Raw genomic sequence first — 21,505 nt, forward strand, 5'->3', positions numbered from 1 at the left:
CCGTGGAGCCCAAGCAATGAGACAATCCTTCGACGACATCAGCGCCCAGCTCCGCGCACGCCACCGCAAGTCGGCTCGGCTGAAGTGGATTTCCATGGGGGCACTTGGCCTGGCGGCACTGTTCCTGGTGCTGTTCTTCGCCGACATGCTGGTCAAGGGGCTGCCCGCCTTCCAGCAGGCCAAGATCCAGGTGGAAGTGGACTATTCCGAGCAGGCGAGCCAGCTTCCTCTGGCCGCGGTCAATGAGGACGTTCGGCCGCTGGTCAGCCGTGGATACCTGCGCCTGATCCCCGGGCGCATGCGTGACAATCCGGACCTGCTGGGAACGACCCGCATGGAGTGGGTGCTGGCAGATGGCCAGGTGGACCAATATCTCAAGGGACACCACGCCAGGCTCAGCGACAAGGAGAAGGCGGTGGTCGATCGCTTGAAGGAAGAGGGCCGAGCGGAGCTTCCGTTCAACACGACCTTCTTCACCAGCGGTGACTCCAAGATGCCTGAACTGGCGGGTATCGCCTCGGCGGCCATGGGCACGGTGTTGACCTTGCTGGTCACCCTGGCGGTGGCATTCCCCATCGGCGTCATGACCGCGGTGTACTTAGAAGAGTTCGCCCCGGACAACCGCTTTACCCAGTTGATCGAGATCAACATCAACAACCTGGCGGCCATTCCGTCCATCCTGTTTGGCCTGCTGGGCCTGGCCATCTTCATCAACTTCTTTGGCGTGCCACGCTCGTCTCCGGTGATTGGTGGCCTGACCCTGGCATTGATGACACTGCCGGTGATCATCATCGCCACCCGTACCGCTCTGCGCAGCGTGCCAGACTCGATCCGCCACGCCGCCTTTGGCGTGGGATGCTCTCGCTGGCAGATGGTGCGTGACCATGTGCTGCCGCTGGCACTGCCCGGCATCATGACCGGTTCGATCATCGGCCTGGCCCAGGCCATGGGGGAAACGGCGCCGCTGATCATTGTCGGCATGGTGGCGTTCATTCCAGATGTGACCACTTCGTTTACCGACGCAGCGACCGTGCTGCCGGCGCAGATCTTCACCTGGGCGGGTGAGCCGGATCGTGCCTTCATCGAGAAGACGTCGGGCGGCATTCTGGTGCTGCTGGCTGTTCTCATCACGCTCAACGCCACCGCTGTGGTGCTGCGCAAGAAATTCGAGCGGCGCTGGTAAAGCGGCCCCCAAACAGGATACGTTGCCATGAACATGAAAGTTGCCCAGCGCGGAGAGAACGTGATGAAGCAGGATCAGCCCGGCCAGCCGGTCACTCGCAACGACGACGCCAATCATGAGTTGAGCGTTCGGGTGAGAGACCTGGACCTGTGGTACGGCGACTTCCACGCGCTGAAGTCGATCAACATGGATCTCTACCAGAAGAACGTGACGGCGCTGATCGGGCCGTCGGGTTGCGGCAAGTCGACCTTTCTGCGCTGCTTGAACCGCATGAACGACCTGATCCCCAGTGTAAGCATCAAGGGGCTGATCGAAATGGACGGTCGCGACGTGAACGAGTCGAAGATGGACGAAGTCGCCTTGCGTCGCAGGGTCGGCATGGTCTTTCAGAAGCCCAATCCGTTCCCCAAGTCGATCTACGACAACATTGTCTATGCCCCCAAGATGCATGACCTGGTAAGCCGCAAGGCCGATCAGGATGAGCTTGTCGAGCGTGCGCTGCGTGACGCTGGGCTGTGGGAAGAGGTCAAGGACAAGCTGCACCAGCCGGGAACATCGCTGTCCGGTGGACAGCAGCAGCGTCTGTGTATTGCACGGGCGATTGCCGTGCAGCCTGACGTGATTCTTATGGATGAGCCGACGTCGGCACTGGATCCGATCTCTACTGCCACCATCGAAGACTTGATGGACAAGCTGAAGCAGCAGTTCACCATCATCACCGTGACCCACAATATGCAGCAGGCGGCACGCGTGGCGGACTACACCGCGTTCTTCCATCTGGGTGAAGTGGTTGAGTACAACGACACCAAGACCATGTTCTCGACGCCGCATACCAAGAAGGCCGAGGACTACATCACCGGCCGCTACGGCTAGACCAGTGATGATGGTAGCTCTGGCGCACTGACCGATCCCGCGTGAACCCGGGAAGACGTCATCAAGCACAGACAAGCGTCAGCAGACCATGACATCCGTGAGGGAGGCCCAGGGGCCTCCCTCATTGTGTTAGGCGATCATGACGCAGTGACGCTCTACGCTGTCGTTCTGCGCGGTGATGTCGGTCGGAAGGCATGCACGGTGATGCTCAAGCCATGCGCCACGAGTGAGGCGAGACAGCCACGCCGGTAGAGAAGAGCCACGCCAGTAGACAGCCATTCCTGTAACCAGCCACGCCCGTCAGGCACCGCCAGTCAGGCAGGTCTGGCGACCCCTCGCATGCACAGCAGACCCAGTAGCGGGCCAGGCAGCAACAGCCACAGCACGGCCACATCCAGGGTCTGCCACAGGCTGGCGCCAAGCCAGATTCCTGGCAGTGTCAGACTGAAGCCGATGGCATTCATCACAGACAGGGTGGCACCAATACGTTCTTTGGGCGCTGCACTCGAGGCCAGTGAAGAAAATTGCGCCGAGTCCGCAATGACGCTGAAGCCCCACAGCATCAGCAGCAGCATGAGCAGGGCCGGGTTGACGTTGGCCAGCAGGGGGTAGAGTAAGCACAGGCTGCCAGAGGTGGCCAAGGCGAGATTGGCCGCCCTGGCACTGCCGTAATGCCGGCTGTAGGCACCGGCGGCAATACAGCCCAGGGCACCCACCGCGATCACCGCAAAGCTGAGCCAGGGGGTCCAGTGGCTGGCCACCGCAAGTCGTGTTACCTCGCGGCTCACCAGCAGTGGCACCAGCATCCAGAAGGCGTAGAGCTCCCAGCAATGACCAAAGTAGCCCCCGGCCACACGCAGGAAGTGGCGGTCACGAAAGGCCTCCAGCCCGTCGCGTAGAGACGCTCGTCCAGAGGTGTGCGGCAGGTGGGGGCCATCCCCCAGCAGGCCGACAGCAAGCCCGCCAAGGACCGCCAGCAGAGACGCCAGCGCCAGGGTCCACGCCCAGGGAAGGTCAAGGGTCGCGCCTCGCAGTAGATGCGGCATGGCCGTGCCCAGGGTCAACATGCCGACCAGCCAGGCCAGCGCTGCGCCGGTGTGCTTCGGGGTCCAGCCGATGACCAGCTTCATGCCCAGTGGGTAGATGCCGGCGAGGCAAAGTCCGGTGGCAAAGCGCAAGGCGACGGCGAGGGCAGGGCTCGAGGCCGCGAGGACGAACGCCAGGTTGATGGCGGCCCCTGCCAGGCTCGAACAGAGAAAGATACGGCTGGCTCGGTGGCGGTCCGCCAGACCGGAGCCCGCGATGACCAAGGTGCCCACGATGAAGCCGAGTTGGACGGCGAGAGTGAGCAGACCGATGTCGGCTTCCTGCAAGCCCAGGTCATCGCGAAGGGATGCGGCAACGCCGTTGACGCTGAACCAGAGCGAGGTGCCACACCACTGGGCCAGTACGATCAGTGGCAGGGCGAGTCGAGAGCGGTCCATCCATGGTTCCTGTGAGGGGAGGCATAGGCCGAAAGCACCAGCGGCGCCTTGGGCCTATGTCGATGAATGACGGGCCACACACATGGGCACGCATGACCGCCTCGTTCTCAGTGAGTGAGGCGGTATCAGTCGATCAGCTCTACCGCGACGGCCGTCGCTTCGCCGCCGCCGATGCACAGGCTGGCGATACCGCGTTTGCCGCCCTTGGTGCGCAGGGCATGGATCAGGGTAGCAATAATCCGCGAGCCGGTAGAGCCCACCGGGTGGCCCTGGGCGCAGGCGCCACCGAAGACGTTGACCTTGTCGTGGGGCAGTCCGAGGTCATCCATGGCCATCAGCGTGACCACCGCAAAGGCTTCGTTGATCTCGAACAGGTCAACATCGTCAACCTTCCAGTCAAGCTTCTTCATCAAGCTGTCGATGGCCCCGACCGGGGCGATGGTGAACTCGCTCGGATGACGTGAGTGGGTGCTGTGTCCCACCATGCGAGCCAACGGCACAGCGCCGAGTCGATCGGCCGCCGCCTGAGTCGACAGGATCAGCGCAGAGGCGCCATCGGAGATGGAGCTGGCATTGGCGGCGGTAATGGTGCCGTCCTTGGCAAAGGCCGGTCGCAGGGAGCGGATCTTGTCAAGGCGAGCCTGGAAGGGTTGTTCGTCCTGCTCGACCAGACTATCGCCCTGGCGGCTGGTGATGGTCACCGGAGCCATCTCGGCGATCAGGTGTCCAGCCTTGGTGGCCTGCATGGCGCGCTCAAGAGAGGCGATCGCGAAATCATCCATGCGTTCCCGGTCATAGCCGCGCTCATTGGCCACGTCCTGGGCAAACCCGCCCATCAGGCGACCGGTCTCGGCGTCCTCAAGCCCATCCAGGAACATGTGATCCTTGAGTTCGCCATGGCCAAGGCGATAGCCGCTGCGTGCCTTCGTCAAGACATGAGGTGCGTTGGACATGGACTCCATGCCTCCGGCCAGCATCACCTCGGCCGTGCCGGCCTTGATCAGGTCGTGGGCCAGCATGGTGGCCTTCATGCCGGAACCACATAGCTTGTTGATCGTGGTGGCGCCGCGCTGGTCGGGAATGCCTGCCTGACGCATGGCCTGGCGTGCTGGCCCTTGCTTGACGCCCGCCGGCAGAACGCAGCCAAAGATGCCTTCTTCAATGGCGTCGGGGGGGATGGCGGCTCGTTCGATAGCGGCGGCGATCGCGCAGGCGGCCAGTTCTGGAGCGGTCTTGCTGGAAAGAGAACCGAGCATGCCGCCCATGGGCGTACGGGCGGCGGCAAGAAAGACGATGTCGGTCGGGTGCATGGCGTGCCTCCTGTGACCTTGATGGCCTGGTCCGTTAAGGACCGGCCATGACGGTATTGTGGTTGTTGGCTATCGCGAGCTGGCGCCTGCGGAAGACCTTCAGTGTGGCCCAGCCCGGCGAGATGCGCTTGCAGGTCCCTGGCGTTGACAGGATCAGTCGGCGTTGACCCTGAGGGTGCGCTATGCTTCCCTCATCAAAACCAAGCAAGCGCTAGTGTAACTGTCGATGAATGTAATGAATGACTCGCCTCGCCGCAAGGAGCTGATCCGCCTCGCTGCCCAGCTGTTTGTCCAGGAAGGCTTCGATCGCACGACTGTGCGCATGCTGGCTCAGGAAATGGGTATCAAGTCGGGTAGCCTGTTCCATCACTTCAGGGACAAGCAGGAAATTCTGGCCGCTGTCATAGAAGAGGGAACGCAGAATGCCCTGATGCTGGCTCGTGCGGCCCTCGACGACGCAGGCTCAGACCCCTTGTCTCGGCTGCATGTCATGGCGCGTGCCCATCTGGACACGCTGTTGACCGATCGTAACGCCCACGTCGTCGCGCTCTACGAATGGCGACGCCTGGACGACGCTGCGCGGGATCATCTGACCCACCTGAGGGACGCCTACGAGGGGCTGTGGAACGACGTCATCGACGAGGCCATCGAAGCCGGTCTGGTGGCCGGTGATCGAGCGCTGGTCGCGCGTTTTGTGCTGGGGGCACTGAACTGGACCGTGCGCTGGTACGATCCGGACGGTCCGCGCAGCCCAGAGCAATTGGCCGATGAATTGGTCAATATGCTGACCCGCCGGACCTGAGCGCCACCTTTACCGCGTCCCGGGGGCGCTATCCCGGGGCAGGGGGCTCAGGCGACAGGCTCCCTCTCCAGTGATCCCCACTCAATGAGTTCATCTCATTGGTCCGCACTCCGTGAGCTCCTCTCAATGAGCGCCTCTGGGTGACTCCCTTCTGTTCACTCGCATTGCCTTTGTTCATCACCCTTGTTGCGTTGGCATGAGTTTCCCCCTGAATCCTGTCTGCAGCGGCGCTGATGACCTGGCGGCGGTGTCAGGCTAGACGATGGTCTATTCCGGTTGTGCTTGTCACTCCTGTACGAAGGATCTAGTTTTCACCCTAGCGCTTGCTAGGTTTACGCTTACGTCAACGGAATGCTTGGGCCGGGGCAGCGCTCTCCAACAAACACAACGTAAGAGGCACGTCATGAGCCATGCCACACTCCCATCGGCCGAGTCCTATCGCGAGACGTTTGATATACAGCAGGTGATTGACCGCTTGGACGATCATGGTGACGGCTGCCTCAACGCTTACTATGCCTGCTGTGGGCGTCATGTAGCGCAGGGCCGTGGCGAGGTGCTGGCGTTGGTGCACGAAGCACCGGATGGGGCCGTTACACGCCTGAGCTATCGCGAACTGGATAGCCTGAGCGCACGTCTCGCCGCGTGGATGTCGGCCCAGGGGCTGGCAGCAGGGGACCGTATCGCCTGCATGCTGCCGCGCTCGCCCCAGCTGTTGATCGCAGTATTGGCGAGTTGGCGGCTGGGGGCCGTGTATCAGCCATTGTTTACGGCATTTGGCCCGGATGCCGTCGACTACCGTCTTGGGCGAGCCGATACCAAGCTGGTCATCACCGATGGCGCCAATCGTCACAAGTTTGACGGTCTGGCGTCCTGTCCCTCGGTGCTGGCGCTGGGTGGCGCCAGCGAGGCACATCCGCAGGATCTCGACTGGGATCACGCCCTGTCCAGTGAGCCATCGTCGGCTACGCCACCGCGCCTTGGCCCTGAGCAGCCGTTTCTGCAGATGTTTACGTCAGGCACGGTCGGCAAGCCCAAGGGGGTTGCCGTGCCGCTCTCCGCAATGCCCGCCTTTGCGCTGTATATGGAGCTGGCCGTCGAACTGCGTGGGGAGGATCGCTTCTGGAACATGGCAGATCCCGGCTGGGCCTATGGCCTCTATTACGCGATCACCGGACCCTTGCTGTTGGGCGTGACCACGCATTTTTGCGAGGCCGGCTTCAGTGCCGAAGGCGCACTGGCCTTCATGCAGCGCCATGACATCACCAACTTTGCCGCCGCTCCGACCGCCTATCGTTTGATGAAGGCGTCCGGGCTCTTTGATCAGGCACACGAGACACTGTCGTTGCGGGCGGCGAGTTCCGCCGGGGAGCCGCTGAATACCGAAGTGGTCAACTGGGTCGAAAGGGCGCTGGGCTGCGCGGTGATGGATCACTATGGCCAGACCGAAACGGGCATGACCTGCAACAACCATCATTGTCTCGACCATCCCAAGCATGTCGGCGGCATGGGCGTGCCAATGCCGGGCTATCGCCTGGTGATTCTTGATGCGGAATATAACGAGCTGCCGCCGGGCGAGCCCGGTGTGCTTGCCGTCGACGTGGCGAGGTCGCCGGCGCATTTCTTTCCCGGCTATACCTGGCAGGAAAAGCATCCGTTTGCCGAGGGCTACTACTTGACGGGAGATGTGGTCATCCGCAACGACGACGGCAGTTTTCAGTTTGCCGGAAGAGATGACGACATCATCACTACCGCAGGTTATCGGGTAGGCCCGACCGATGTGGAAAACTCGGTATTGACCCATCCTGCCGTGGCGGAGTCGGCTGCGGTGGGGCAACCCGATGATATTCGTGGGGAAATCATCAAGTCCTACGTGGTGCTCCGGGAGGGCTTCGAGGCCAGTGATGAGCTTGCCGAGGATATCCGCCAGCAGGTCAGAGAGCGCCTGTCGACCCACGCCTTTCCAAGGGTGATCGAGTTTGTCGATGAACTACCCAAGACCCCCAGTGGCAAGATTCAGCGTTTCAAGTTGAGGGCCGATGCTGCCGCCAAGGCGTGACGCCTGGCGCCATCTTCTGACGCCCCGAGGGAGCCCTCGGGGCGTGTGTTGTCAAGCACGTCTGGTAAAGAGAGAGAACACTTCATGGATATCAACGATGCCACCTTTGTGATCACCGGCGCTGGCTCCGGGCTTGGTGCCGCCTGTGCCAAGAGACTGGTGGCAGCCGGAGCCCAGGTGGTGCTGTGCGACCTCAGTGACAAGATCGACCAGCAGGCCAAGGACCTGGGTAAGGGCGCTATCGCCATGCACGCCGACGTCACCTCAGCAGACGACATGCAGGCGGTGTTCGATGCGGCACGTCAGCATGGCGAGCGCGAGGGGGTCGACGGCGTCATCCACTGCGCCGGCGTGGTCAGCGTGGCCAAGCTGGTGGATCGCCATGGCCATCCTGCCGACCTGGAGGCCTATGCCCGGACCATCCAGATCAATCTTGTGGGGACCTTCAACGTGATGCGCCTGGCCGCGGCGACGATGGTACACAACAGCCCGGGTCAGGACGGTGAGCGGGGTGTCATTATCAATACCGCGTCCGTGGCCGCTTTTGACGGCCAGGTAGGGCAGTGTGCCTACAGTGCGTCCAAGGCAGGGGTGGTCGGCATGAGTCTGCCCGCCGCCAGGGAATTGTCACGCCATGGGGTGCGGGTAATGGCGATTGCCCCAGGGGTATTCGAGACGCCGATGATGGCCGATATCCCTGAGGACGCCGTCGCAGCGCTGTCGCAAGCCGTGCCGTTTCCCAAGCGGCTGGGCAAGCCGGATGAGTTCGCCCGGCTGGCCGAGCAGATCATCACCAACAGCATGCTCAATGGCGAGGTCATTCGCCTGGATGGCGGTATTCGCATGCAGTAATGCGCAGTGTGCCGGCGAGGCGCGGGCGACGGCCGTCTCGTCGGCTGTCACCCACAGGGTGATGGCGTAGCGTCAGTGACCAAGATGCCTGTGGTGCCAGTACGACCGACGACAGGACGGGTGATCAAGGCATGGCTGACCATGGTGCCAGGGACGATCGTGCCATCGACACTCAGTGTCTCTGGGATGCCAAGGGTTCAAACGAACGCTTGACTTGTGGTCGGTTGCGCCGCTATTTTCAAACACATGTTTGAAAGCCCGATGAGCCATGGTGGCACGGGCATCGCCTCGGATCGACAGGAGTGACCCATGCCAGATTATCAGGCACCGCTGCGCGACATGCGCTTCGTGATGGATGAGCTGTTCGACTATCCGGCTCATTACGCCCGCTTGCCCGCTGGCGACGACGTTTCGCCAGACGTGGTGTCTGCCATTCTGGACGAGGGAGCGCGCTTTGCGCGTGAAGTGTTGCTGCCGTTGAATCAGAGCGGAGACAAGCAAGGCTGCCGTCTGCAAGACGGCGATGTAAAGGCCCCCGACGGCTTTCGTGACGCCTATCGTCAGTACGTCGATGGCGGCTGGCCCGGGTTGGCCGCAGAGCCCGAGCATGGTGGCCAGGGCTTGCCGCCGTCTCTGTCGATGCTGTTGTCGGAAATGATCTGTGCAGCCAACCTCTCCTGGGGCATGTATCCCGGCCTGTCTCACGGTGCAGCAGATGCGCTGCGCCATCACGGCACGCCGGAGCAACAGCGGGTCTATCTGACCAAACTGGTGGAGGGCAGCTGGACGGGCACCATGTGCCTGACAGAGCCCCATTGCGGCACAGACCTTGGCCTGATCAAGACCAAGGCTACGCCGGACGAGCAGGGCGGCTACCGCATCAGTGGCACCAAGATCTTCATTTCTGCGGGCGACCACGATCTTGCCGACAACATTGTGCACCTGGTGCTGGCCAAGTTGCCGGATGCGCCGGAGGGTTCCAAAGGCATTTCGCTGTTCCTCGTCCCCAAGTTTCTGCCCGATGCCGCGGGTGAGCCCGGTCAGCGCAATGGTGTGACCTGCGGTTCGTTGGAACACAAGATGGGGATTCACGGCAATGCCACCTGCGTCATGAATTTCGATGGCGCCACGGGTTACCTGATCGGAGCTCCCAACAAGGGACTCGCCTGCATGTTCACGATGATGAATGCGGCTCGGATCGGGGTGGGAATTCAGGGGCTGGGCCTGGCCGAGGCCAGCTTCCAGAACGCGCTGAGCTATGCCCGTGACCGGCTGCAGATGCGCGCGCTATCGGGGCCCAAGGCGCCGGAGAAGGCCGCGGATCCGATCATTGTGCATCCCGACGTGCGGCGCATGCTGTTGACCCAGAAAGCCATCGCAGAAGGCGGTCGGATGCTGGTGCTGTATACCGCTCAGCTGATCGATGTGGTCGAACAGACGCCGGCTGGGGAAGAACGGGAGCGCGCCGAAACGCTGTTAGGGTTACTGACGCCCATCGTCAAGGCATTTCTGACCGAGCTAGGCTTCGAGGCAACCAATGAAGGCGTACAGGTCTTCGGTGGACACGGTTTCATTCACGAGTGGGGGATGGAGCAACTGGTGCGTGACGCCAGGATTACCCGTCTCTACGAGGGCACCACTGGCATCCAGGCCCTCGATCTGCTTGGACGCAAGGTGCTGATGAACCAGGGCGAAAGCCTGAAGGTGTTCACCAAGGAGATCCATCTGTTCTGCAAGGCGGAAGCAGACAACGAGGACATGGCCGCCTTTGTTGCTCCTCTGGCTAAGTTGAACAGTCAGTGGGGAGAACTGACCATGGCGATCGGGATGAAGGCGATCAATGATCGGGAGGAAGTCGGCGCGGCGTCGGTGGACTACCTGATGTATTCCGGCTACGTCACCCTGGCCTATCTGTTCGCCAAAGCGGCGAAGGCATCCCGCCAGGCGCTGGCACAGTCGCCAACCGATGCGGCCTTCTACGAGGCCAAGATCCATACCGCCCGTTTCTACTTCGAGCGCCTGTTGCCGCGCACCAGAGCCCACGCCGCGCAGATGCAGTCAGGTGCAGAGAGCCTGATGGGATTGGATGAAGGGGCCTTTGGTCTGGGCTTCGAGCGGTAGTCGTGAACCGTACCGGCCTCAGTGTGTCGTCGCTGAGGTCGGTCAATCGAGCTCTCTCGGTCAGGTGACTGATCGTTGGCGGCGAGCCTGGCTCGCCGCTTTTTTTTGTATGTTGTCGATCGACTGGCCAGCGCCTGCATCGGTCTGTGAGTTATCTGATACCAGTAAAGTCATAAATATCAGACTACACTGATGAGCGCGTTCATTAGCGGACATAGGGGTTTCATGGCATGATGCGCAGCAAGTGAATGTTACCTCCAGTGAAGCCCAGGGCTCACGCTGTTGTCTTCTTTGCCCCTCCAAGGAGTTCTGATGAGTCGTCATCTGGGCTTGCGCGTCAAGTCTCTGCTGGTGCCGCTGTTGTCGTTTCTCATGGCGTTGGTGCCCATGGTCTGGATAGGCATGCACGCGCTGCAGGATCTGGAACGTCACTTCGTTCAGCGTTATGCCGAACAGTACAGCCGCTTGCACCTGCAGCGTATGCTCACGCCGCTGTCCCGCGAGCTGGCGTTGGCCAAGCGCTTTGGCGACATGGCGGTCACCCGCGAGTGGCTGGCAGATATTGATGACCAGGAACTGAAGGCTCGCTTTTTCCGTGAGGCCGAGGGGTTTCGCCAGCAGTTTGATGGGGATGACTACTACGTCGTGCACCATCAGACAGGACAGCTCTACTACAACGACGGCAGGCTCGAGGAGAGTCGCGACCCGCGCTATAGCCTCGACGCCGACAGCGACGAAGATGCCTGGTACTTCCGTGCCATGGACAGCGGCGCGCCATTTGGTGTCCAGGTGGCTTACAGTCGAGCGCTGAATACCACCCGGGTGTGGGTCAACGTCCGCGTGGATGGTGTTGACCAGCCGCTCGGTATGGTGGGTGGAGGTCTGAATTTCCAGCACCTGCTGGCCAGCAGCTTCGACGACCAGTCACAGGGTGTGTCTTCCTACGTGCTTGACCAGCAGGGGCAGGTGATGGCGACCGCCGAGGGAGGCGACTTCCAGGCCACGGACCTTAGCCGTGATGCGGATGAAATGAAGACGTTGTCACCCTTGGTAGAAGACGCCGATGCGTTGCAGCAGATGCTGACCCAAGCTCGAGACGGTGATGAGGATGTCATCAACAGCACCTTGGTCTGGGGCGGTGATGAAAGGGAAGTAGCGGTCAGCTACCTGCCGGAACTGGACTGGTGGCTGGTCTCGGCGATAGACCCCTACGCTATGCAACTGCTGGAAAAGCGTTGGCTGATGCCGTTGCTGGTGGCGCTGCTGTCGGGTCTTGCCATCATGCTGGTGGCGGTCGTGTTCACCCTGCAGCGTCTGATCGTGGGTCCGGTGCAGCGCCTCAGCCGCTCTGCTCAGGCGCTGGCAAGAGGCCAGTACGATGTCGAGCTGGACAGCGACAGGGGCGACGAGATCGGCGATCTGTCCCGGGACTTCCAGCGCATGGCGGATCAGGTCATGGCGCATACCGATGAGCTTGAGGAGCGAATCCGACACCGCACGGCGGCATTGGAGAGCGCCAATCATCAGATGAGCGAGGCCAAGCGCCAGATCGATGATTCGCTGGAGTGCGCCAGAGCCCTGCAGCAAGCGATACTTCCCCGCCGTGACCTGACCCAGTGCGCCGGACTCCATCATGGCGTGCTGTGGAATCCACGGGATGCCGTGGGCGGCGATATCTTCGTCTTCCGCAATGCGGGCCACGGCTACCTGCTGGGCGTCATCGACTGCGCGGGTCACGGGGTTCCTGGGGCGTTGATGACCATGCTGGCACGTGCGGCCTTCGACAACTCCGTGAATCAGGTCGGGCCAGAGGACCCGGCGGCGATCCTGACAGAGATGGACCGTCGTATACGGCGTACCTTGCTTGGCGAGACCGAGTCCGAGGCCGTTACCCCCCATATGGATGTGGGTCTGGTATGGGTAGAGGCCGATGAGCGACGGTTGACCTATGCCGGTGCCAAGTTGGATCTCTATGTCACCGACGGCAGCCAGCTTCAGGTATTGGCGGGAGGGCGCCGCGCACTGGCTTACAAGCGTCCAGGTGAATATCGTAATCAAACGTTGGAAGTTGCCCCTGGCTGGTCCTGTACCCTGTGCAGTGACGGTTTCCTGGATCAGGCGGGGGGCAAGGATGGCTTCGGCTTTGGCAAGCGTCGCTTCGAGGCCATGCTGATGACTCACGCTGCGCTGACGCCAAGCGCTCAGGTGGCGGCATTCCTGCAAGAGCTCGAGCACTTCCAGGGCGACCAGCGCCAGCGTGACGACATCACATTGCTGTGCTTCCAGCCTGTTGCCGCCACATCAGAGCCGTCAGCTGAGGCGACCACCCACATCTCCCATGGTCTTGATGAGGACACCCCATGGACCTCTTGACGCTACGTGAGCAGTTCGACCAGCAGCGCGTCCTGCTTAGCTTCAATGGCCCGATTTCTCATAGTCTGATCGAAGAAATCGGCAAGGCCATTCGCAACTATCTGAACAGTGAGTCGGCAGAGCCGTCGGCGGCGATGGACGTCTTCTCGACCTACATCGAGATGACGCAGAATATCAGCCACTACGCTACCGCCATGGGCTACGACGACCATCGGGCGACGGCCACGGTGGCCGTTGCGCGCAGTCCAGAAGGGCACTATCAGGTGTCCGCGGGCAACGTGGTCGAGCATGCCGATGGTGAGCGCTTGATGGCTACCGTCGGCGAGCTGAGCGGGCTGGATGCGAGTGAGTTGAAGCGGGTCTACAAGCAACAGCTGAGGAAGCCTCGGGAAGAGGGCTCCCGGGGTGCAGGCCTGGGGCTGATCGACATGGCGCGCAAGTCCTGTCAGCCGCTGCGGTCCACGCTCAAGCCGATGTCGGACCAGCAAAGTTTCTTCTGCATTACCGCTACCATTTGACGGAAAGTCATCACCATGATTAACGACCTCGCGATTGACGGAACCCAGTCGACACCAGACATCCGCTCTGACTGGGAAGCCGGGCGCCTGACGATGCGCGGCGATTCGTATCCGGAAAACACCTTCGAGCTCTACAGCAGCGTGTTGAGCTGGGTGGATGCCTATCTGCGTTCCGGCGATAAACCGCTGTGCGTACAGCTCGACCTGGTGTATCTCAACACCAGTTCGGTCAAGGCCATGATGGATATCTTTGACCTGATGGAAGAAGCGCATCAGGAAGGCACCGCGTGCAGCGTCGACTGGCGCTACGATATGCGAAATGAACGCATCGCCGAGCTTGCCGAAGAGTTCAAGGAAGATTGCAGTTTTCCGTTCGCGATCACCCCGATCGAGGAAGTGACTCCATGACGGAAAGGGATCGTCAGCTGCTTCGCGACATCGAGGAAATGCTGGCGTCACCGGAGTACTCAGAAAACCCTCTGCGCGCGCCGCTGGAGGCGCTGTACCTGCGGCACACCGATCAGCTCGAGCGGCTGGAGCGCATGGCCGCCATCTCAGATGGCTTTCAGCGGGGTGTGAAGTCGGATCTTACCACCGCCGAGCGGCGGCTCGAGCGCCAGCAGCGGCGCCAGCGCAAGCTGTCGCGCATCGCCGATGGCTATCAGGAGCTACTGTTCGAGCGTAACCAGACCCTGGAAAGTGAGGTGATGCTGGACCCACTGACCAAGATTCCCAATCGTCGTGGTCTGCATACTGAGCTGCGACGGTTGATGGCGGCCAATCGGCGTCAGCAGAGGCCGTTCACCTTGGCCATGGTCGATATCGATCATTTCAAACGTTTCAATGATGACCACGGCCATGATGTGGGGGACCAGGCCCTGCTGACGGTGGCGCGGGTGCTGAGCGACACCCTGCGCGGCGGCGACATTGTCGGTCGCTGGGGCGGGGAGGAGTTTCTGCTGGCCCTGCCTGGTGCTTCCTTGTGGGCGGCAGAACCTCTGTTTGAGCGGCTGCGCGGCAACCTCAAGGAAACCCGCCTGATCGAGGGCAGCGATCTGACCGTGACGGTGAGTATCGGTGCCGCCGAGCACCGGGGTGACGAAACCTACGAGCAGACCATGAACCGCGCGGATCAGGCGCTGCTGGAGGCAAAGCGCAGCGGTCGCGACCGCTGGCAGGCGGCACCATGAGCCGTCCGTCGCTGGCATCTCTGCCCGTCTCCAACCAGCTGTGGCTAGAGCCGCTGGCGGCGGTCCACGGTGACGGTATCTGGCAGGCGGTGGAACGCAGCCGTGACTCGCTTGGCCCATGGCTGCCCTGGGTGGATACGACCGTATCCCCCGCGGATTGTGAGGTCTTTGTCACTGCAGCCATGGCCGAGCGACGACTGGGCCTCGCCCGTCATTTCGCCCTGATGGAAGGCACTGAAGGTGGCGGCAGCGAACTGATCGGGGTGGTCGGCTTCAATCGGATTGTCGAAGGTCACCGCTGGGCGTCGATGGGGTACTGGCTGCGGCACGACAGGCAAGGCGCCGGGCGCATGGCAGCGAGTGTGTCTGCGTTGGTGGCCTACGGCTTCAATGAACTGGCGCTGCATCGCCTCGAAATACGCTGTGCCGAATATAACACCCGCAGCCGTGCCATCCCCGAGCGACTCGGGTTCAGGCAAGAAGGTGTCTTGCGTGACTGCGAATGGGTTCGAGGCCGCCCCCTTTGCCACGTGGTCTACGCCATGCTGGCCGTTGATAGGATCCCAGAGGGTCTTACCCTGGCGAGGTAGGAGGGTGGCATGGGCATGCCACCCAGCTTTCACGCTGGCTCAGAGTATGATGAAGCGCTATGCCCAGCGCTCCTCAGCGGTAAAGGCCACGATAAACCAGCGTCGCTCCGGCGGAATGCTGAGTCGGCGCGAGATATCCTCGCGAATCTCGTCCATCTCGACCATACCGCGCCCGCTGGCAAAGTGGGGCGCGGTGACAATATGGATTTCAATGCGGTGGCCTCGGCCACTCTTCGCCACATGGCTGTAGTAGTGGCTAAGCCCTTCTCGCTGCATGACCTCGGCCATGGCGGCGTGGACTTCACGATCGATCGCGCTGGGTGCCATCAGGAAAATGTCCTTGGCGGCACGACGGATGATACCGATCGGCACCGGGATGAAGACCAGGGTCAGCACCACAAGTAATGCGGAGTCGACGTAGGGCGTCCAGTGGTCCAGCGCGCTGCCCTCCAGCAACAACGCGATCACGAAGGCGACCAGCAGCGCCCCGGTAATCAGTGCCGCCATCAGCCAGTTCTTTTGATCAATACGCAGAAATTCCGATCTCGCCCGGCGATTGATCCTCTTCAGGTAGATGGCCATGGTGCTACAGATGACCAGTACCGCCACGGCGTAAAGCGTCGCCGCGCCGAAGGCCAGGGCGTGTCCCCCGCTGAGCAGCTCGCGTAGGGCGTTGAGAAACGCATAAAAACAAAGTAGCAGCAGAATCGCGCCATTCAGCGCAGCGACCATGGGCTCAAAGTGCCAGAAGCCATGCTGGAAGCGCTGTGTCGCTTCACGCATGACCAGCCGTGACACCGCCAGGGCCAAGGTCGACATGGCGGCGTCGATGGTCGAGAAGACCCCGTCGAACAAGATCGCTTGTGAGCCGGCCAGAAGGCCAAAGATGACCCCAAGCAGGGCCACACCGAGGGTCGTGATGATCGAGAGGGTCAGCGCCCGCTGCTCAAGTCTGGCATCCATGATGTGAAGTACCGTCAAGTAAGACTGGGTCAAGAACGTAAGAGGAGTGCCAGGATGACGCCGGCTACAGAGTGGGGTGGGTCAGCTCATTGCCGGGTAGCCGAGCGTCTGGCGCAGCCGCTCGGCGTGTGAGGCTAGCCAGGTCGCGTCGATGGGGCCCCAGTCGACGATGCGGTAATGGCCGATATTGTGGGGTTTGCCTTGTTCATGCTCGAAGTGGCATTCGATGTCCAGCTCTTCCAGTGCGGACAGGGTGTCCTGAGCGGTGCGACGTGGCATGCCGGTCGCTGTCGTGATGGCGGGAACCGTATCGACGCCGCTGGCGATGAGGTGGGCGACATATAGCCGACGGTAGAAGCTGGTGCGGGTCTTGCTCAGAGTCGCCATGGAGTGTCTGCCTGATATCACTTAAAGGTGAGTAAGCGTTACCCAATCGTAGGTGTGGTGCAAGTCGTCACGTCTAGTTTGACGCACGTCAGTAGTTGACGACAGGGCCCGACGTACAGTGGCACGGCGCCAAGGGATAATCATTCGTAAATGAAGGTCCCGAGGTGATCCATCCCTGTCATCTACGCCTTGAGGTTCGTCATGTTCCCACTTGCGCTCCCTGCCCGAGCCTGTTCCCTCGTCGCGGCTGTCGCTTTCGCTGCCGTCTGTTCGTCCGCCTCCGCGCTCGAGTACCCCATCGGAGAGCCAGCCCTGATCAACGGCATGGAGGTGGCGGCGGTGTATCTGCAGCCAGTCGTCATGGAGCCGGCCGGTGCGCTGGTTGCCGGGGATGCCGATATTCACCTCGAAGCGGATATTCACGCCCTGGAAGATAACGCCAATGGCTTTGCTCCCGGCGCATGGATCCCTTTTCTGCATATCGACTATCGCCTGCAGAAGGAAGGTAGCGACAGCGTGATGGAGGGATCACTGATGCCGATGATTGCCAGTGACGGCACTCATTATGGCAGCAATGTGGCATTGGATGGCGCGGGAGCCTATCACCTGACCTTTCACGTGGAAGCCCCGGAGTTGATGCGCCACGTGGACAAGGAGACCGGGGTCGCGCCCTGGTATGCGCCCTTCGACGTCGAGTATGACTTCGTCTATGCCGGCGTCGGCAAGAAGGGCGGATACTGAGAAGGGAACTCACATCATGCTGTTGTTACGTCGTTCACCGTTGGGGGAAGCCCTCGTCAGAGGGCCGTTGGTGGCCCTGTCGCTGATGTCGCTGTGGGCCGTTGCGGGAGAGGGCCTGGCCGAGGGCCTGCCCAGCTATCGATTGACGCTTGATGACGGGCGTCTCGAGCCTACCCCGTTGCTGGTCAGGGCAGGGGAGCGGTTCAAGCTGGAGTTGCACAACAGCGGGGCCACCCCGGTCGAGTTCGAAAGTCGTCGCTTGCGCCAGGAAAAGGTGATGGGCCCTGGCGTCCACTCCTTTGTGGTCATCCATCCGCTCAAGCCAGGCCGCTACGAGTATTTCGATGAATTCCACCTGCCCGAGGCGCAGGGCGAAATCATCGCGGTTGCCCCAGATGAGCAGGCTGCACCATGAATGGCGCGGCCTTCGTGGTGGTGTTTCGTGAAAGCATGGAAGCCATTCTGGTGCTGGGTGTCCTCTACACCTGGCTGGTTTGCGCCGAGCGCCGTGATGCCCTGAGGTGGCTGTGGGCGGGAGCCATGCTGGGCATCGCGCTGGCCATCTCGTTAGGCGCGGCCTTGATGGGCGTCGGCGACGTGCTGAGCGGAGACGCCCAAACGCTGTTTCAGGTGATCATGTCGGCCGTGGCGGCGCTTCTGATCGTGCATATGGCGGCGTGGATGCGGCGTCATGGCGCGAAGCTCAAGGGGGTACTTGAGCGCGACGCCCAGCGCTGCCTGGCACCGGTCCGTCAGTGGGGTATCGCCAGCCTGGCGGCGCTGGCGGTCGCCCGGGAAGGCGCCGAGACACTGGTATTTCTCTATGGCATCGGTGTCGCGCAATGGCATCAGGGCACGCGCTGGGACTTTGTCCTGTCCGCCGGCCTGGGGCTGGTGATGGCAGCGCTATGTTTCTGGGCATTGCAATGGACGTCGCGGCGCTTTGCCTGGCGCCTCTATTTTGTGATCAGCGAAGCATTGTTGCTGCTGGTGGCGGCCGGTCTTTGGGTGTCGGCGCTGGAAGGGTTGATCAATCTGGGCTGGTTGCCCGCTGGCATGGATCCGCTCTGGGATACCAGTCAGTGGCTGGACGACGGTCAGGGAGTAGGGGGGATGTTAGCCTCCATCGCTGGCTATAGGGCCTGGCCGCCCTCCACCCTAGTGTTCGGCTACATCGCGTACTGGTGGCTGGTCATCATGTACCTGCATGTTCCCCTGCGCAGGCAGAGCAGAGATCGGGTGGCATCGTGAGCATGCGTCGCTGTCTGTCCGCATCAGTAAAGCGCGGCGACGATGAGCGCTCGCGCCTGGATCAGCTAGGACATTGGCTGGCCGATCATCGTCGAGCGGTGCTGGGGCTGCAATGGAGCGTCGTGCTGTTCTATGCAGTGTTGCTGCTGATACCCCCCCTGTTGCCGTTGCCCGACTACCAGTCCCGCATCCTGGGACACCTTACCGTGTTCGCCGAATTTGTCTTCTGGGGTATCTGGTGGCCCTTCGTGATGGTCAGCATGGTCGTTGCGGGGCGGCTGTGGTGTGGCCTGCTGTGCCCTGAAGGGGCGATATCGGAGGCGGCCAGTCGCGTGGGTCTGGGGCGTGCGATACCGCGCTGGATGCGCTGGGGAGGCTGGCCCCTGGTGGGTTTTGTCATGACCACCGTGTATGGCCAATTGATCAGTGTCTACCAGTACCCGAAGGCGGCACTGCTGGTGCTGGGAGGCTCAACCGTAGCCGCCGCCCTGGTGGGGGTGGTCTACGGCAAGGGCAAGCGTGTCTGGTGTCGTCATCTGTGTCCCGTCAGCGGCGTCTTTGCACTGCTTGCCAAACTCTCGCCACTGCACGTTCGCACCGAGCCAGCCAGCTGGCACCGCTATGGCCAAAGACGGCGCAGGGGCGAGGTCGCTCGCCAACCGGCTCCAGACTGTCCCGTGCTGCTTCCACTCAAGCAGCTGGACAGCGCCAGTGATTGCCATCTGTGCTCACGCTGCACCGGCTACAAGAGCGCGATTCATCTAGAGCTGCGTGCCCCTGGGGCTGAGGTGATTGCTCCCCCTCCCCAGCGGCCGGCCACCGTGTGGGAGTACCTGCTGGTGGTGTTTGGACTGCTGGGTGTGGCGGTGGGTGCCTTCCATTGGTCTGCGAGTCCCTGGTTCGTGGCGGCCAAGCAATCGAGCGCGGTGTGGCTCTATGGTCATGGTGCGGGCTGGCTGCTGGATGCCACGGCACCCTGGTGGCTGCTGACTCACTACCCTGAGCAACACGATGTGTTCAGCCTGCTCGATGGCGCTCTGCTGTTGGGCTATATCGGCGTGACGGCGCTAACCCTGGGAGGCTGGACAAGCGCGCTGCTGGGGTTGGCCAATCTGCTGCTGGGCAGGTGGTCCTGGCGGCGCCTGTGGCACCTGTCCTATGCGCTGATTCCTCTGGCCGGCGGAGGTGTGTTTCTGGGGCTGTCGATGACCACCCTGACGCTGCTGCGTGGGGATGGCTGGCAGCTGCTGTGGGCCGATGATGTGAGAGCGCTGCTGTTGACGCTTGTGGTGGTGGTCAGCGCTTGCTTGAGCTGGGGCCTGCTCGGGCGTTACGTATCAGGCATGCGGCGTGGCCTGGCGATGGGGCTGATGGTGCTGGCCCAGGCGCCCGTGGTGGGCGCCTGGTGGTTGCTGTTCTGGGGCTGGTGATGCCGCTATCGCGGGAGTGCGACAGGACTAGGCGGCATCCAGGAAGGGCGCCTTCATGGCGTCGATGATCTGGCGCATCTCCTCGTCGGAGGTGATGTAGGCGGGCATGGTATAAAGCCATCGGCCGAAGGAGCGCAGCCACACTCCGCGTGAGCGGGCGATGTCAGCCGCATGGGCAAGAGCGGAGGCATCGTACACTTCGATGACTCCGGTAGCTCCCAGCACGCGCACGTCAGCGACAGCAGGATGCTGGCGCAGACTGTCGTCGCCGGCAAGCTCGCGGGTCAGGATGGCATTGAGGCGCGAGATCTTGCCCAGGTAGTCCTCCTCCTCGAACACTCGCAGGCTCTCCAGGGCCACCCGACAGGCCAGCGGGTTGCCCATGAAGGTGGGGCCATGCATGAAGGCATGCAGCTGGCTGTCACCGATGAAGGTGTCATGGACGCGTGTGGTGGCCAGGGTGGCGGCATGGCCCAGGTAGCCGCCGGTCAAGCCTTTGGACAGCACCATGATGTCGGGCGTGATATCGGCATGGTCGGCGGCGAACATCTTGCCGGTGCGGCCAAAGCCGGTGGCGACTTCATCGAACACCAGCAGGACATCAAACTCGTCACACAGCGCTCGTGCGCCGCGCAGATAGTGCGGTGACGTCATGTTGAGACCACCCGCCGCCTGCAGCAGGGGTTCCATCAGCAGGGCGGCTATCTCGTGGTGGTGTTGCTCAAGCACGCTGCGTAGCGCCGCCAGATCCGCCTCGACCTGTTGCGCAGTGGCGCCGTAAGGCGCCTTGGGTGCCGGCGCGAAGTGGTGTTCGGGCAGGTAGCCGGCAAACAGCGAGTGCATGCCTTCCTCCGGGTCGCACACTGCCATGCAGCCGGCGGTGTCACCGTGGTAGGCCTTCATCAGCGACAGCATCCGGCGCTTGCCCGTATGGCCACGCAGATGGTGGTACTGGACGGCCATCTTCATGGCGACTTCCATGCCGACGGAACCGCTATCGGAGAAGAACACGTGCTCGAGTCCGTCAGGTGTGAGTCGCACCAGCTCCCGCGCCAGCTGATCGGCGGGATCGTGGGTCAGCCCGCCCAGCATGACATGGCACAGGGTGTCGGCCTGTTGCTTGATGGCGTCGACCAGGCGCGGATGACCGTAGCCATGAATCATGCACCACCATGAGCAGGTCGCGTCGAGCAGAGATTCGCCGGTGTCCAGGGTGAAGCGGGTGCCGCGCCCGCCGACCACCCTGGGTGCGGCGGCTTGTGTCTTGAGGTGGGCGTAGGGGTGCCAGACGGGAGAGGGCATCTCGGCTCCTGAGGGTTTAGTAAACCAAAAATATTTCGGCGAGTTTACCATTGCTCCCGCGGCTCCCACCAGCCGGGTA

The 21,505-nt window shown here is 62.0% G+C and carries 20 protein-coding genes; 15 read left to right on the plus strand and 5 right to left on the minus strand.

The window, feature by feature from the left end; translation table 11 throughout:
* Positions 1–16 precede the first annotated feature (16 nt).
* Both pstA and pstB read left to right on the plus strand, forming a co-directional pair.
* Positions 17–1,183, plus strand: coding sequence for a phosphate ABC transporter permease PstA (gene pstA, locus KUV45_RS10285; protein WP_222162979.1), 1,167 nt, complete (start codon positions 17–19; stop codon positions 1,181–1,183).
* 63 nt (positions 1,184–1,246) lie between these two features.
* Positions 1,247–2,056: a phosphate ABC transporter ATP-binding protein PstB gene (gene pstB, locus KUV45_RS10290; protein WP_206939114.1), complete on the plus strand. Its 810-nt coding sequence runs from the start codon at positions 1,247–1,249 to the stop codon at positions 2,054–2,056.
* 314 nt (positions 2,057–2,370) lie between these two features.
* On the opposite strand, the gene KUV45_RS10295 is transcribed toward pstB, so the two are convergent.
* Positions 2,371–3,540 carry an MFS transporter gene (locus KUV45_RS10295; protein ID WP_222162980.1) on the minus strand — a complete coding sequence of 390 codons (1,170 nt, stop codon included), beginning with the start codon at positions 3,538–3,540 and terminating at the stop codon, positions 2,371–2,373.
* A gap of 125 nt (positions 3,541–3,665) precedes the next feature.
* Entirely contained in the window at positions 3,666–4,850 is a 1,185-nt protein-coding gene (locus tag KUV45_RS10300) for an acetyl-CoA C-acyltransferase (RefSeq protein ID WP_222162981.1), read from the minus strand.
* 235 nt (positions 4,851–5,085) lie between these two features.
* Here KUV45_RS10300 and KUV45_RS10305 point away from each other — a divergent pair, with 235 nt between their 5' ends.
* The 9 genes from KUV45_RS10305 (at position 5,086) to KUV45_RS10345 (ending at position 15,352) form a co-directional block, all read left to right on the plus strand.
* Positions 5,086–5,652, plus strand: coding sequence for a TetR/AcrR family transcriptional regulator (locus KUV45_RS10305; protein WP_222162982.1), 567 nt, complete (start codon positions 5,086–5,088; stop codon positions 5,650–5,652).
* A gap of 403 nt (positions 5,653–6,055) precedes the next feature.
* Positions 6,056–7,708 (plus strand): AMP-binding protein, encoded by a 1,653-nt coding sequence (locus tag KUV45_RS10310; protein WP_222162983.1) that lies wholly within the window; start codon positions 6,056–6,058, stop codon positions 7,706–7,708.
* Positions 7,709–7,792: 84 nt separating this feature from the next.
* Positions 7,793–8,560 carry an SDR family NAD(P)-dependent oxidoreductase gene (locus tag KUV45_RS10315; protein WP_222162984.1) on the plus strand — a complete coding sequence of 256 codons (768 nt, stop codon included), beginning with the start codon at positions 7,793–7,795 and terminating at the stop codon, positions 8,558–8,560.
* Positions 8,561–8,869: 309 nt separating this feature from the next.
* Positions 8,870–10,681, plus strand: a complete 1,812-nt coding sequence (locus KUV45_RS10320; RefSeq protein WP_222162985.1) for an acyl-CoA dehydrogenase C-terminal domain-containing protein — start codon at positions 8,870–8,872, stop codon at positions 10,679–10,681.
* Positions 10,682–10,993: 312 nt separating this feature from the next.
* Complete coding sequence (gene siaA / locus KUV45_RS10325; RefSeq protein WP_222162986.1) at positions 10,994–13,054, plus strand: biofilm regulation protein phosphatase SiaA; 2,061 nt, start codon at positions 10,994–10,996, stop codon at positions 13,052–13,054.
* The gene (gene siaB / locus KUV45_RS10330; protein WP_222162987.1) at positions 13,042–13,572 is read left to right on the plus strand and encodes a biofilm regulation protein kinase SiaB; all 531 of its coding nucleotides are present in this window, start codon (positions 13,042–13,044) and stop codon (positions 13,570–13,572) included. The genes siaA and siaB overlap by 13 nt, the downstream gene beginning before the upstream one ends.
* A 15-nt stretch (positions 13,573–13,587) precedes the next feature.
* Complete coding sequence (gene siaC, locus KUV45_RS10335) at positions 13,588–13,980, plus strand: biofilm regulation phosphoprotein SiaC (RefSeq protein WP_261315926.1); 393 nt, start codon at positions 13,588–13,590, stop codon at positions 13,978–13,980.
* Positions 13,977–14,762, plus strand: a complete 786-nt coding sequence (locus tag KUV45_RS10340) for a diguanylate cyclase (protein ID WP_206937169.1) — start codon at positions 13,977–13,979, stop codon at positions 14,760–14,762. The genes siaC and KUV45_RS10340 overlap by 4 nt, the downstream gene beginning before the upstream one ends.
* Positions 14,759–15,352 (plus strand): GNAT family N-acetyltransferase, encoded by a 594-nt coding sequence (locus tag KUV45_RS10345; RefSeq protein ID WP_222162988.1) that lies wholly within the window; start codon positions 14,759–14,761, stop codon positions 15,350–15,352. Before KUV45_RS10340 ends, KUV45_RS10345 begins: the two co-directional genes overlap by 4 nt.
* A gap of 57 nt (positions 15,353–15,409) precedes the next feature.
* Here the strand turns inward: KUV45_RS10345 and KUV45_RS10350 are convergent, their stop codons facing one another.
* Together KUV45_RS10350 and KUV45_RS10355 are read right to left on the minus strand one after the other, a co-directional pair.
* Entirely contained in the window at positions 15,410–16,315 is a 906-nt protein-coding gene (locus KUV45_RS10350; RefSeq protein WP_222162989.1) for a cation diffusion facilitator family transporter, read from the minus strand.
* An 81-nt stretch (positions 16,316–16,396) separates the two neighbouring features.
* Positions 16,397–16,702, minus strand: a complete 306-nt coding sequence (locus KUV45_RS10355) for a helix-turn-helix domain-containing protein (protein WP_206937177.1) — start codon at positions 16,700–16,702, stop codon at positions 16,397–16,399.
* A gap of 201 nt (positions 16,703–16,903) precedes the next feature.
* Here KUV45_RS10355 and KUV45_RS10360 point away from each other — a divergent pair, with 201 nt between their 5' ends.
* Genes KUV45_RS10360 through KUV45_RS10375 form a run of 4 tightly spaced genes read left to right on the plus strand, consistent with a single transcriptional unit; the run spans position 16,904 to position 20,124 of the window.
* On the plus strand, positions 16,904–17,443 hold the full coding sequence (locus KUV45_RS10360; protein ID WP_222162990.1) for an iron transporter: 540 nt from the start codon (positions 16,904–16,906) through the stop codon (positions 17,441–17,443).
* Positions 17,444–17,459: 16 nt separating this feature from the next.
* On the plus strand, positions 17,460–17,858 hold the full coding sequence (locus KUV45_RS10365; RefSeq protein WP_224852041.1) for a cupredoxin domain-containing protein: 399 nt from the start codon (positions 17,460–17,462) through the stop codon (positions 17,856–17,858).
* Positions 17,855–18,694 carry an FTR1 family protein gene (locus KUV45_RS10370; RefSeq protein ID WP_222162991.1) on the plus strand — a complete coding sequence of 280 codons (840 nt, stop codon included), beginning with the start codon at positions 17,855–17,857 and terminating at the stop codon, positions 18,692–18,694. The genes KUV45_RS10365 and KUV45_RS10370 overlap by 4 nt, the downstream gene beginning before the upstream one ends.
* A gap of 2 nt (positions 18,695–18,696) precedes the next feature.
* Positions 18,697–20,124, plus strand: a complete 1,428-nt coding sequence (locus tag KUV45_RS10375) for a 4Fe-4S binding protein (RefSeq protein ID WP_222163228.1) — start codon at positions 18,697–18,699, stop codon at positions 20,122–20,124.
* Positions 20,125–20,151: 27 nt separating this feature from the next.
* Here the strand turns inward: KUV45_RS10375 and bioA are convergent, their stop codons facing one another.
* The gene (bioA, locus tag KUV45_RS10380) at positions 20,152–21,426 is read right to left on the minus strand and encodes an adenosylmethionine--8-amino-7-oxononanoate transaminase (RefSeq protein ID WP_222162992.1); all 1,275 of its coding nucleotides are present in this window, start codon (positions 21,424–21,426) and stop codon (positions 20,152–20,154) included.
* Positions 21,427–21,505 lie beyond the last annotated feature (79 nt).

This window comes from Halomonas sp. DP3Y7-2 (genome assembly GCF_019800795.1).
GTDB classification, from domain to species: domain Bacteria; phylum Pseudomonadota; class Gammaproteobacteria; order Pseudomonadales; family Halomonadaceae; genus Halomonas; species Halomonas litopenaei_A.